General features: G+C 60.7%; 9 protein-coding genes. 3 read left to right on the forward strand and 6 right to left on the reverse strand.

The genetic code is table 11. From position 1 onward, the window contains the following. Nucleotides 1-209: 209 nt before the first annotated feature. From phaC to EOS_RS39165, 3 genes are all read right to left on the reverse strand, one after another. The gene (phaC, locus tag EOS_RS39150) at nucleotides 210-2,159 is read right to left on the reverse strand and encodes a class I poly(R)-hydroxyalkanoic acid synthase (protein WP_082163690.1); all 1,950 of its coding nucleotides are present in this window, start codon (nucleotides 2,157-2,159) and stop codon (nucleotides 210-212) included. Between the two features lie 349 nt (nucleotides 2,160-2,508). Next, nucleotides 2,509-3,369, reverse strand: a complete 861-nt coding sequence (gene pgeF, locus EOS_RS39160) for a peptidoglycan editing factor PgeF (protein ID WP_047897604.1) — start codon at nucleotides 3,367-3,369, stop codon at nucleotides 2,509-2,511. A gap of 5 nt (nucleotides 3,370-3,374) precedes the next feature. Continuing rightward, a complete protein-coding gene (locus EOS_RS39165; protein ID WP_047897605.1) occupies nucleotides 3,375-4,628 on the reverse strand; it encodes an RluA family pseudouridine synthase in 1,254 nt (417 codons plus the stop codon). 58 nt (nucleotides 4,629-4,686) lie between these two features. On the opposite strand from EOS_RS39165, the gene EOS_RS39170 reads away from it, so the two are divergent. After that, nucleotides 4,687-5,559 carry an outer membrane protein assembly factor BamD gene (locus tag EOS_RS39170; RefSeq protein ID WP_047897634.1) on the forward strand — a complete coding sequence of 291 codons (873 nt, stop codon included), beginning with the start codon at nucleotides 4,687-4,689 and terminating at the stop codon, nucleotides 5,557-5,559. Nucleotides 5,560-5,760: 201 nt separating this feature from the next. Here EOS_RS39170 and EOS_RS49080 read toward each other — a convergent pair whose 3' ends face one another. Then, nucleotides 5,761-7,320: a methyl-accepting chemotaxis protein gene (locus tag EOS_RS49080; RefSeq protein ID WP_047897606.1), complete on the reverse strand. Its 1,560-nt coding sequence runs from the start codon at nucleotides 7,318-7,320 to the stop codon at nucleotides 5,761-5,763. 659 nt (nucleotides 7,321-7,979) lie between these two features. Between EOS_RS49080 and EOS_RS39180 the strand changes: the two genes are divergently transcribed. After that, nucleotides 7,980-8,741 carry a bestrophin-like domain gene (locus EOS_RS39180; RefSeq protein WP_047897607.1) on the forward strand — a complete coding sequence of 254 codons (762 nt, stop codon included), beginning with the start codon at nucleotides 7,980-7,982 and terminating at the stop codon, nucleotides 8,739-8,741. 315 nt (nucleotides 8,742-9,056) lie between these two features. Here EOS_RS39180 and EOS_RS39185 read toward each other — a convergent pair whose 3' ends face one another. After that, nucleotides 9,057-10,256, reverse strand: a complete 1,200-nt coding sequence (locus tag EOS_RS39185; protein WP_047897608.1) for a GGDEF domain-containing protein — start codon at nucleotides 10,254-10,256, stop codon at nucleotides 9,057-9,059. Nucleotides 10,257-10,704: 448 nt separating this feature from the next. Then, the gene (locus EOS_RS48850; RefSeq protein WP_047897609.1) at nucleotides 10,705-11,763 is read right to left on the reverse strand and encodes a methyl-accepting chemotaxis protein; all 1,059 of its coding nucleotides are present in this window, start codon (nucleotides 11,761-11,763) and stop codon (nucleotides 10,705-10,707) included. A gap of 516 nt (nucleotides 11,764-12,279) precedes the next feature. Between EOS_RS48850 and EOS_RS39195 the strand changes: the two genes are divergently transcribed. After that, entirely contained in the window at nucleotides 12,280-12,945 is a 666-nt protein-coding gene (locus tag EOS_RS39195) for a glutathione S-transferase family protein (RefSeq protein WP_047897610.1), read from the forward strand. Nucleotides 12,946-13,135: the final 190 nt, after the last annotated feature.

The raw sequence follows: 13,135 nt of genomic DNA on the forward strand, positions 1-13,135 counted from the left end.
CTTGTTTGCCTGCTCCGTTTCTTGCTCCATTTCTGACCGGTGCAGGCGACGCTCTCAACAGCGCTGGCGCTACGGTTTCTTCAACTACTTCAGCTACGTTGAAACGGTACGTCGGACACTGTTGACCCGTCGCGTCCGAAATGCAATCGGGTCCGATCCGCATGACCCGTTTTGGCTAGAACTCAAGCTGCGTGGGTCATGCTAAAACGTCATTGATCCCGCTGCAGAACATAACGTCCCGGAGCCGGTTCGATCACCGGATAATCTTCCGACCCCAGCTCCGGCTTCGGCTTCACTTTCTTGCCTCCATGCCCGTCGAGCCATTCGGTCCACGTGGTCCACCAGCTACCCGGGTGTTCGGTCGCGCGCTCGAACCATTCATCGGCATCTTCGGGCAGGGTTTTGTCATCGGTATCGAGAAGCCAGAAACTGCGCTTGTTCTTCGACGGCGGATTGATCACGCCCGCTATGTGTCCCGATGCCCCGAGCACAAACGTCTGCGGCCCGGTCAACAACGGCGCGGACGCATACGCTGCCGTCCATGGCACGATGTGATCCTCGCGCGATCCATACAAGAACGTCGGCACGTCGATCAGCGATAAATCCACCGGCTCGCCACACGTCGTCAGGTCGCGGGGATTACGCAGCCGATTTTCCAGATACGTGTTGCGCAGATACCAGACGAACATCGGTCCCGGCAGATTGGTCGAATCGCTGTTCCAGTACAGCAGGTCGAACGCCTGCGGCGTGCGGCCCTTCAGGTAGTTGTCCACCACGTAGTTCCACACCAGATCGTTCGGGCGCAGATACGAGAACGTGTTCGCGAACTCGACCCCACGCATCAGCGCCGGCGGTTTGCCGTCCTTGCCGCCGATGGCCTGCTCGCGCATCTGCACATGCTGCTCATCGATAAATACATCGAGCACGCCAGTGTCCGAAAAATCGAGCATGGCGGTGAGCAGCGTCATGGATGCAGCCGGATGTTCGCCACGCGCGGCCAGCACGGCAAGCGCCGTTGCGAGCATCGTGCCGCCCACGCAAAAGCCGAGCGTGTTGATCTGCTCGCGGCCGCTGATCTGCTTGACCACATCGATAGGCGTGAGCACACCTTCCTCGATGTAATTGTCCCAAGTCTTATGCGCAATCGATGCATCCGCATTACGCCACGAAATCATGAAAACCTGATGGCCGGCATCGAGCGCATGGCTAACGAGCGAGCCTTCCGGCTGCAGGTCGAGGATGTAGAACTTGTTGATACACGGCGGCACGATCAGAAGCGGCCGCTCTCTTACGGTCGCGGTATGCGGCGTGTACTGGATCAGTTGCAGCAGGTCGTTCTCGAAGACGACCGAACCTTGCGTGGTCGCGATGTTCTTGCCGACCACGAAACCCGATTCATCGCTTTGCTGGATCTTGCCGCGCTGCATGTCGGCGAGCAGATTCATCATGCCTTTTTGCAGGCTCTCGCCGCGGCTCTCGATCAGCGCCTTCTGCGCATCCGGATTCAACGCAATGTAGTTGCTCGGCGACGCGGCCGCCGCCCATTGCTGCACGGCGAATCGAATCCGTTCGCGGGTCTTGTGATCCCCTTCGACAGCTTCTGCAAGCTCCTGCAAATAGCGCGCGTTCAGTACATACCATGCCGCGGTGAATGCAAAACCGGGGGTGGATTGCCACGCGATCGCACTGAAGCGCCGGTCTTTCAGCGTCGATAAATCGATGCTTTGTGCACTTGCCTGTTTGATGAGTTCCGTGGCGTCGCGCGAGAAACTGGCCTGCAGTTCCTGCAAGCGCTGCGGCGCGATAGCCGCGGTCGGAATCTTCGGCATGGCGGGCATCGACGGTATCGCGAACGGAGATTGGCCATTACCGCCAGGAAAACCAGGAAACCCCTGGAAACCGCCAAACGCGGCGAACGGATTCGCCGCTGCCGATACTGATTCACCCGTTTCCGTTTGTCCTGCTTGAGCGGCAAACTTTTGCCACAGCCCCGGATCGGCTACTGCGCGCCATGTGTTGAGCCATTGCTCGAACATCTTTTGCACTGCTGCGGGGTCCGCAGCCGGCGTGCCAAAAGGCGTGCCCGTTGTCGCCTCGGCAGCGGCGGACGAACGTGAAGAACCGGGTGACGATGAGGAAGAAGATCTGGAGGCAGCCATATCCGCGTTTAACCTAAGCGTCCCGAGAGACTGAGTTGCTGATGCAGGCGTGACGTGGAGCCGCGTCGTCGCGGTCATCGCGCCGGGCCGCTAAACGCCCGACTGCAATGATGTGACCTTGCTACGCCGTGCGCTTTTGTGAAACATTCTTGCTCCGCGGTGCAAGGCGTGTCAATGCGTCGCCTTGATTTTGACGCAGTGCGATATTTTTTTCATCATCGTTTTCCCGATGTGACGCGGTGATGAATGTCAAGATTTGTTGCGCAACATAAGACGCGGAAGTCGCGTTTTCGGAGCGCAGCAAAAACCGTGCGCCCGGGCATCGCGTCAACATGGGGTGAGCGACGGCTTAATCCGCCAGCCAGATCATTGCGGCCAGGCGCCCGGTTGTCCGGTCCCGTCGATACGAATAGAACCGATCCGCTTCAGTCACCGTGCAAAACGTACCGCCATGGACGTTCTGCGATGGCACGCCCGCCTTTTCAAGGCGCAAACGGGCGAGCGCATAGAGATCCGCGAGATATTTGTGTTTTTCATCGCGCTCGACAAACGCAGCAACAGTCGCATCCCGGCACGCGGGATCGGCCGCAGCGATGAACGCGTCGAACACGTCCTCGCCGACTTCGAACGCCGTCGGGCCGATCGCCGGCCCGAGCCATGCGTGCAGCGTGCTGGTCTGGGCGCCAGCCAGATGGGCAACGCGCGCCGCCGTCTTCTCCACGATTCCAGCCGCCAGTCCACGCCAGCCGGCGTGCGCTGCACCGACGGCGCGGCCGGTTGCATCGCAAAGAAGTACCGGCAGGCAATCCGCGATCATCACTACACACACTACACCCGTGCGATCCGTCACCGCGGCGTCGGCTCTAACCGCCGAAGCGGCAGAACCGGCGCAGCGATCGATTACCGCGCCCGCATCCTCGATCTGCGCCCCATGCACTTGCTCGAGCCACGCAACGGGAGCACCGGTGAGTTCGACCACACGCCGGCGGTTTTCCATCACGGCTTCGGGCGCATCGCCCGTGTGCAGGCCGAGATTGAGTCCGCCGCGGCCATTCGCACCGCCATACGGCGCGGCGCTGACGCCGCCATTGCGCGTGGTCGCGAGCGCGTGCACGCGCTGCGAAACAGCGCCAGTACCGCTCGACCAATCGGGCCAAAGGCAATCGTCGTGACGAAGCGGCGCGTACGCAGCGAAGTCAGCCTTCACCATGGGCGTTATTCCTCGTCGTCATCGTCATCGTCGTATTCGATCGGCTGCGACTCGTCCCAGCCGCCGCGCGCCTGCGCGTCGTATCCCTCTTCCTCGATGAAATCCGCGTCCTCAGGATCGAGATCCGTCGCTTCGTCGCGTCCGAGGCCCAGTTCCGCAGCCAACGCCTCGATATCCTCCGGCACGTCCGCGCGCCAGCTGATCTCGCGGCCCGTGGTCGGATGAATCAGCCCGAGCCGCCAGGCGTGCAGCGCCTGTCGATTGAAACCGTCCGGCAGCGGTTGCACCGAGCGCTTGCCGCGTGCGTGGCCGTAGATCGGATCACCGAGCAGCGGATGACGAATATGCGCGCAATGCACGCGAATCTGGTGGGTTCGTCCCGTATCGAGATCGCAGTGAACGGCGGACACTGGCTGGTTGTTCCACATCGCGCGGTCGATGGTGCGATAGTGTGTGCGGGCATATTTCCCCGATGCGCTCTCCACCACCGCCATGCGCGTGCGGTCGCGCGGATCGCGGCCGATCGGAGCGTCGATCGTGCCCTCGTCCGGCATCGTCCCCCACACCAGAGCAACGTAGCGGCGCTTCACCGTGCGGGCCTGCAACTGGCGCGTGAGGACAGTCTGCGCTTCGAGCGTGCGCGCCACCACCATCAATCCCGACGTTTCCTTATCCAGCCGATGCACGATGCCCGCGCGCGGCAAACCCGCGGCGGCGTCGCCGTATCGATACAGCAGGCCGTTGAGCAGCGTGCCGCTCCAGTTGCCCGCGGCCGGATGCACGACCATGCCAGCGGGCTTGTTGATGACCACGAGCGCATCGTCTTCATAAACGATGTCCAGCGGCACCGGTTCCGGCGTGAACGCAAGCTGTTCGGGCAGCAAATCGGGAATCAGCGTGATGGTGGCGCCCAGCGGCACCGGCTGCCGGATCTTCGCGGGTGCGCCGTCCACCTGCACGCGTTGCGCATCGATCCAGGTCTGCAGGCGGCTGCGCGAGAATTCGGGGAATAACCGCGCCATGACCTTGTCGAGGCGCTCGCCGGCGTACTCGTCGGGCACGAGGATCGTGCGCGGCGTTTCGGCGTCGGCGCGGCGCTCGTGCAGGTTGGTGGGCACGGGTTTGCCATGAATCTCCGATGTAACATCCGGCGCAGCTGCCGGTTCGGTCAAATCGTCCGGGCGAGCGTCGTCGGCCGATGCGCTTGGGCTATAATCTTTGCTGCGATCTTTGGTACGACTTGTACTTGAGCGGGTCATTTAGACTGAAAAGCTGGGAATTAGCCAGAAAGGCATGAGCTAGAAAATGCAAGCACTGATGCGAGCCGTGAATCAAGCTTTGAGAACCGTTTTGAACCCTGTGCGCCAGTTGCTCCGGCTATCGTCGAACTCGTCGGTCAGGGTCGTCGCGCTGGCTGCGGGTGCCGTCATCGTTGCGGGCTGTCATGGTTTGCCCGAGAAAACCGACGAAACGGCAACGTGGAATAACGGCAAATTATACTCGGAGGCGCAGGATGCGCTGACCGGCGGTGACTTCGGCAAATGTGCGAAGTATTTCGAGAACCTGGAAGGTCGCGATCCGTTCGGTCATTTTGCGCAACAAGCGCAGATCAATGTCGCTTACTGCAACTGGAAGGACGGTGAAACCGCTTCCGCAGATTCGGCCATCGACCGCTTCATCAAGCTGCATCCGGATCACCCGGACATCGCCTACGCGTATTACCTGAAAGGCATGATCCACTTCAACGACGACCTCGGTCTGTTCGGCCGTTTTTCCGGCCAGGACATGAGCGAACGCGATCCGAAGTCGCTGCGCGAATCGTACGATGCGTTCAAGGTCGTGGTCGACAAATACCCGCAAAGCAAGTATGCGCCGGACGCTGCGCAACGCATGCGTTACATCGTGAATGCGCTGGCTTCGCACGAAGTACACGCGGCGGACTATTACTATCGGCGCGGCGCGTATGTGGCGGCAATCAATCGCGCGCAACTCGCGATTCGTGAATACCGGAATGCGCCTGCAACAGAAGACGCATTGCACATCATGATGCTGTCGTACGGCAAGCTGGATCAGCCGCAACTGGAAGGCGACACGAAGCGCGTGTTGGCCGCCACGTTCCCCGACAGCCCGTATGTCACCGGCAAGCAGCGCCCCGGTAAGGAGAACAAATCGTGGTGGCAGATTTGGTAAGCGTTTCTGGACGCTGAGCGTTGTAATAAAAAACCCGGCGAAAGCCGCAATGCTGCTCAGTTAAGTTTCGCTTTGTGAAAAGCCGCGCTCATTGCTGAGCGCGGTTTTTTGCATTTCGAACGCCACGACCTCGTTCAGCGGTCGGCCAAGACTCGCGCACAACTATAGGTTGCCAAGCTGCGCGAGCCGACCATTAAGCGCTCATACCTTGAACACGCCGACGGTTTCGCGCAGCGTGCTGGCTTGATCGGACATCGCTTGCGCGGCCGCTGTCGCCTGCTCGACCAACGCCGCATTTTGCTGCGTGACCTGGTCCATCTGGCTGACGGCCGTGCTGACCTGCTCAATACCCGTACTTTGCTGCATTGAAGCCGCCGAAATCTCTTTCATGATGTCGGTCACTTGCCTGACAGATGTCAACAACTGCTCCATGCTCGCACCTGCATCGTTCGCGAGACTCGAACCGCTGTCCACATAATTCAGCGACTCGCCAATCTGGTCTTTCACTTGCTTGGCTGCGCTCGCGCAACGCTGAGCCAGCGCTCGTACTTCTCCGGCAACCACGGCGAACCCCCGCCCTTCCTCCCCCGCGCGCGCCGCCTCTACCGCCGCGTTGAGCGCAAGAATATTGGTCTGGAACGCGATGCCTTCGATCAGCGTGATGATCTCGCCGACCTTCGAAGAACTCGCCGATATTTCCTGCATCTTGGTAACCACCCGCTCCACCACATCGCCACCGGCGGCTGCCGCATCGGACGCGGTCTGGGCGAGCTGGTTCGCCTTGTTGGCATTGTCGGTGTTTTGTTTTACGGTCGAGGTCAGCTCTTCCATGCTAGCGGCGGTTTCTTCCAATGAGGCCGCCTGCTGTTCAGTGCGCTGCGACAAGTCGACGTTGCCTTGGGCCATCTCCGCCGCCGCGACCGCGATCAGGTCCGCGGAGGTCTTGATATCGGCGACCATGCCGCTGAGTTGCAGGCGCATGCCCTCCAGCGACGCCATCAAGCTGGCCTTATCCCCCGGTGCCAGCGCGACCGCTGTTGTCAAGTTTCCGCAAGCAATCTCGCCGGCCACACGCTGCGCATCGCTAGGTTCCGCACCCAGTTGCGACAAGATGCTGCGTGTAATCAGCAATGCGCCCACCACGCCAACCAGCAATGCTGCGAGCGCCGCGCCAACGGTGACGATGCGAAGCTGTGAATAACGTGTAGCAGCAAGCGCTGCGTTGTCCTGCATGGTCTGCTTTTCGAGTTCGATTAGCTCTCGGAGCGTTCCGCGCCATTGCGTCTGCTTGGGCCGGACGTCCTGCAACAACGCCTTATTCGCCGCGGCCTTGTCGCCCGAGACAATGAGCTCCGCGGTGTGGGCCATCAAGGGAAGCGTGTCCGCTTCGTTGGCTTTCAGCTTGTCGAGGATCCTTTGTTCCGTGTACGTCACCGAGCCGGCCGCCGCGAAAGCCTCGGCGAGATTGCGCGCCGCCGCGGCATAAATCCCCTCCTCATGCTTGATCTTGTCGATGTTGCTGTCGAGTTCCTTCTTGTCATCGACCAGCATCATGTCGCGGATGGCAATGGACCGCTGATCCAGCGAAGAACGCATGGTCTGCGCGAGCGTCATTTCCTGCGTGCTTCCATCCACAGTGTTTTTCAGCGTGTCATTGATTTTCGCCATTCCGAACAAACCGACAAACGCCACGACGCCAACCAGGGCCAGCAACGCGCCGAATGCGATCGAGAGCCGGGTCACCACTTTCAACTGCCGCATCACAACGATCCTATAAAAATTATTCGAGAGACCTGTTCGGTGTCAGGAGGATATAAGCGGCCGGACTGATTCATGTGCGCGGCGTGCGGCGCCAGGAACAGTGTCACGTTGGGACAAGCGTCATTGCCGGCAACGGTCATGGGTAGCGTGCGCATATAGAACGCGCGTCCGCCTAAGTGTCTTGCGACCCCGACGCCGCAATTTTTTCTTAAGGCTTATTTATCGGCAGGTAATGGCGGGTCTTTAGCGGCGGCAGGGTCAGCCGGACGTAACCGGCGTCATGCGCTTGTTACCAACCATTATTGCAAGCTGCCTGCCGGATGAAAATTCAAGCTGTCACATCGCAAGTGGGGTGGGAGGCCGTGTCGCTCCTGAAGGCCTGAATTGTTAAACGGCTTTACTTTGAGAAACGCGCATCGGGGCCTCGGCCACGAGTGTCAGTCGGCGTCCGGCCAGGAACTGCCGTTCGAGGTGACGATTTAAATTTCCCTATGGCAGACGCCCAGAGTCCGCCTGACAACGAGACATAATTTCGGCGCCGAAGCGATAGCCTCGGTCGGGTACTGCGGTGTAGGTGTAGCATCCCAGCACTTAAACATTGGTCTTCGCCAGTCCCGTTAGAGCGGGGGCGACTTCGAGTCAAATCGCAGAGGTCAATCATGAGCTCATTGATGGTCGCCTTGATCGTGTTTGTGTGCGTCTTCGACAGCGGGGTGCTCGGCTTGGGTCTTCGCTCTTTTCTTCCCGACCATCACCTGGACGAGGATTCGACGGCTATCGTGAAGCTGGGGGCCGGCCTGATGGCGACGCTCGCGGCTCTCGTCCTTGGTCTCCTCATCGCTTCGGCAAAGGTTTCTTTCGACCGACTCAACGACGAGTTCACGCAGACGGCGGCTACGGTCATCGTGCTCGATCGCACCTTGGCCGATTATGGCCCGGAGGCGAAGGAAGCCCGCGAACTCCTGCGCGGCACCTACGCCTCAGCTGTGGAGCAGTTTTATTCCGGAGGAACTGACGTGAAGGCCAATGTGGACGCTCCGGATAGCCTGGCGCGCATGGTGCAATTTCAGCAAAAGCTTCGAGAACTGGCGCCACGAAACGACATGGGGCGCTTGGTTCAATCAGAGGCCCTGGCCCGAAGCCACGACCTGGCGCAAACGCGCTGGATACTGTTCCGACCAGGGCAGGGCGCGATCCCAGCGCCATTCCTGGCGGTGCTGGTGCTCTGGCTTGGCATCCTCTTCGCCGGATTCGGGCTGGTCAGCGCCAACAAGCGGACCGCCGTTGCGACGCTTTTCGTCTGTGCGCTATCGGTCTCCGGCGCTATTTTCCTGATCGAGGACATCGCCCACCCGCTCGAAGGGCTGATGCAGATCTCGCGCACGCCGGCGCTGATCGCGCTCTCCCATCTCGGCCAATAGGCCAGCGCTGCCCAGCCGCCGTGTCGCCTTTCGACACGATCCCACTCTCGCGGCCTCCGGGCAAGGTTCTGCGCCGCGTGCTGATCGAGCGCGAACTGCTCCGGTAGGTGAAACACCCTGGCAGCGCGGGGGTCACCCTTTGCCCTTGTGCGTGCGTCCGCTTGCTGGGAGCCGAGTGGCAGCTTTCGGAAGATCCGACCGACCGTAACGGGTCGATCAGCGACAGTCGTGGGCGGTCGCGTGCTCGCAAGCAGCGTGGGCCTGCCGGATTTTTCACGATCTGTGCCACTAGTTTTTCACGTACCTGGCACTGATTCACTTTGTGTGGCACCCGGCAGCCGCGACGCGCACTCGGTTGCGGCCTTCCCGCTTTGAACGGTAGAGCGCCTCGTCGGCTCGTTGCAGGATAGTGTCGAGCGTGTCGTCGGCGAGGCTGCCGACGGCTATGCCGATGCTTAGCGTCGGCTGGACCGCTAGCGCACCGAGCGAGCCGGTCGCATTCGCGAACGCGACGCGGATCTGCTCGGCGATCGCAAAGGCTTCGCCGCCAGCGGTGTGTGGCAGCAGCACGACGAATTCGTCGCCACCATAGCGCGCGAGCGTGTCGCCGGTGCGCAGATCGCTGTTCGCGGTAGCCGCGAACAGCCGCAGCACATCGTCGCCCATCGGGTGGCCGTGCGTGTCGTTGATCGCCTTGAAGTGGTCGAGATCGATCACGACCAGCGACACTCGGCCCGACATCGCGTCGTCGTCCTGTCGCGCCGCGCGGCGAGCGGCCGCCAGCCGCCCATACGACAGGTGCAGTCCGCTGCGATTCAGCGCACCCGTCAAGGGATCACGCTGCGCATGGTCGAACAGCAACTGATGGCTGCGCTCGGCAGCCATCAGCAGCAACGTGAAGCCGCGCAGCGTGATGAACACCTCGCCGGTCGCAGCCATCCACTGGTAGGTCACGGTGGGCGAAGAAAACAGTGTCGTGCCGCCGATCGCGCTGCGCGACGTCATCACTGCGCGTATTGCAAACAGCAGCGCAGTCGCGCCAAAGCAGCCCGCGAGCAGCCACGCGGATTTGAGTCGATGCCGTCGCGCAAGCCGCACCCCTTCGACGGCGATTGCCGAGTCGAATAGCGCGAAGACCACGGATTCAAATGCGATACGCGCGCGGAAGTCGGCTGGCGTGGACCATAGCGCGACGAGCAGCACCTGCGATACGACGACGCCCGTCACCACCCACCAGGGCAGCGGCGGCCGCTGCGCGAATGCACGCACGGACACCAACAGCAACAGAAAGGCGGCCACAGTCACGACGTTCGCCAGTTGCACGGTCACGAAATCGGGCGCCATGCCGCGCAGCGCGACGCCGAGCGTCCCCAACCCCAGCAGCAAATTACTGAGGCCCCACCATGCCGGCCAGCGCTCGAACCGCTGCGTGCAGTACGCGACCAGCTGCAGCACGCCGAGCACGAGACAGGCAACCGCAGTGACAACGTAAAGCGTCCGGATATCGAGAATCACCTGGCTACCCCATGTAACGGAAACGCGCCGGTAACGCCGGCGGCGGCGTTTCGCCCAGCGATGCTAGCAGCAAACCTCGACGCGGATTCGAACGCATGCACCCATGCTGGCATAGCCGCAGGCCACCACAAGGCGTGGATCTAGCCGCCCGCGCGCGAACGACCGAATGTGTTCGACGAACGGGTTGACGAGCAGCGCGGGCGGCCGGCGTCGCTACCAGAATGGGCGTATCAGGCTGAATCCAGTGCCTCTTTTTGGGGCGGTTCGTGCCCTCGCCGTATCGACTGCACTCCGGGCGTTGCGCAGTCACAGATCCCGATGAGTACGTCCACAAAGGGACGCTCGGTGGCACTGTCTACATTGATTTACCGTGAAATACAAACGTCATCGGCCGTACGTTCGGCGCAACGACTAGCTCCAAAGTGTGCCGCGCAGTGCACCGACGGGACTAGACATACGCAGCGTAATGCGGCTTTTGCTCAATCACCCCGAACCAACCCATGCCCTGGTAGCTTTCATAGCCAGGCGTCAACGCATATCCGACGAACGACCCCTCAGCGGTGCGGTAAGCACCAGCATCCGTACTACTCGATCGCAACTCGTATCGCTTCGTATCCCGGGAGGTTTGCCCGGAGTCAGCGATGACTCGTCCGGTGGCGTCGACAATCATGCAACGCGTGCGGGCTCGTTCCTCGTTACTCAACCGCACGTTATCAAGCACCGCCGATGCCTGCTTCGTCCAGTCGAAAAAGACTGCAAGAACGCCAGCGATCTTTCCGTTGGTTGCACCACCCTCTCTGATCGCGGTCGCATACGTCGCCGCCTGCGCTCCGTCCAGGCCCATGACTGCATCCACATTGGCGGTGGCATATTCGTCGCCGGAGCGCGTACGGAGTGCTGCGTCGAACCACTCCTGGCCCGTGGCGTTTTCCACACCCGCGACCGGAAACTTCGCGGGTCGCCCATTCGCGACGACACGCCCTTCGAGATCCAGCATCCAGATGTCGAGATATACGGTATAGCTATCGAGTATCACCGACATCCGCTTTGACGCATGAGCGGCAGCCTCGGGGCCACTCGTCACGCCATCGACGATCGCTGCATCGGTTGCCCACCAGCGTACGTCGCATGAGCGCTCGTAAAGATTTCGATCTATCACGTCGATCATATTCAGCGCCAGATCGGTGAGGCGCTGACCCTGCTGTCGTTCGAGTTCCGTCACCATCGTTTCGCTGATCGTCGCGAGTTCAGCGCCGAGCTCGCCAGTGAGTTGCCCGATCCGGCGAGAAACGTCCTTCACTTGATTCGCCACGACTGCAAAGCCACGGCCGGCCTCCCCAGCGCGTGCTGCCTCGATTAGCGCATTGATTGCAAGATAGGTTGCCTCGCGGTTGATCAGATCGATTTCCCAGATCTTGTCTTTGGAGATCCTGCGGACGGCCGTCGTCAACTCTGCTATGACCGTGTCTTTCGACGGTTGACCGTGCTTCACTGGTACTGCGGACATGGCTTGTTAGCTCCGATTGCGTACGGTGCTGCCAATTGATATTCGCTACCGACCCGGTAGCGCGTTAGTGGTATTAACGGCGCATTTAGCGAACGCTTGAGTACCGGGCGGAAATTATCTCTGCGACATGGAAGTTCACCAAGGCGTCGCTCCGGATCACTTCGTTTAAACGTCGATTGCCTTGAGGGGTCGATGCGACAGCAGTTCCCCACTCGCGTTGCGCGTGGGGAACTGCAATCTCATAACCCGTCCGGATTCACCCAGCGAATGGCGACGGCCTCGCGAGACATACCTCTAAGGATCCTCGCGAAATCGCCGCTGTATGTGTGATCCCCACTCTGCTCTGACCGCCCGGGTCCGGCCAAGAACGGTATTTCATCGGAGGCACTTGGGAAAAGCCTTTTTTCGGTACCTCAACACGAGACAATCCGATGTTGGGACGGCCTGAGCAATTGTCTGCACGATAATGATTGCTACCCCTGTTCAGAATTTTTGTTGGCTATACGGTGCTGATCTGTGACTTACAGTCTCTATTACTCGCCGGGTGCTGCGAGCATGGCGGTCCATTGGATGTTGATCGAGATGGCGATCCCGTTCGAAGCCCAATTGATCGACATCGACGCGGGTGCCCAGCGGACCGACGAATATCGACGGTTGAATCCCTCGGGCAGAGTCCCCACACTCATTGTCGACGGTGTGGCTCGCGGCGAATCAGCCTCCCTGCTCATGTTGCTGGCCGAGCGCCATCCCGCCGCTGCTCTCGCGCCGGCACCTGGATCTTCGGATCGTGCGGAGTGGCTGGAACTGATGATCTACCTCGCAAACACGCTTCTACCCGCAATGCGTGACTGGTTCTACGCAGGCGTCGATGGCGACCTGGCTGGGGCCGACGCGATCAGAGCACTCGCCCGTAAGCGGATCGAGGAGGCATGGAATCGACTAGATAAACATCTCGCCGACGGCCGTGTCTATTTCGTGGGCGGGATGCTCGGCACGGTCGATTTTCTTGCGGTGATGCTGATGCGCTGGTCTCGCAACATGGCACGCCCTGCGACTACCTGGCAACATCTCTTGCCCTACATTGAGCGTCTGCGTGGGCTACCGTCGTTTATCGAAGTGAATGCAAGAGAAGGCCTCACCGACTGGTCCAATTCAGCACATAGCACTAACGGCAATGTTTGACTGGGCAGCCCGATAATTCGCATGAGCGTGTATCGCGAATGACCGCCAGCGGGGACGTCGAGGATCAAGTTGGGGGACGACTTCGGCTGTTCAACATCGGCCCGAGTTCGGCCACAAGCCGTCGGATGTCCTACGGAGTTGAATGACGGTTCCTCGTCCGAGAGCCGCCACTGCAGGGACCGCCGCTCGT

It is taken from the genome of Caballeronia mineralivorans PML1(12) (assembly GCF_001028175.1).
In the GTDB taxonomy this organism is placed as follows: domain Bacteria; phylum Pseudomonadota; class Gammaproteobacteria; order Burkholderiales; family Burkholderiaceae; genus Caballeronia; species Caballeronia mineralivorans.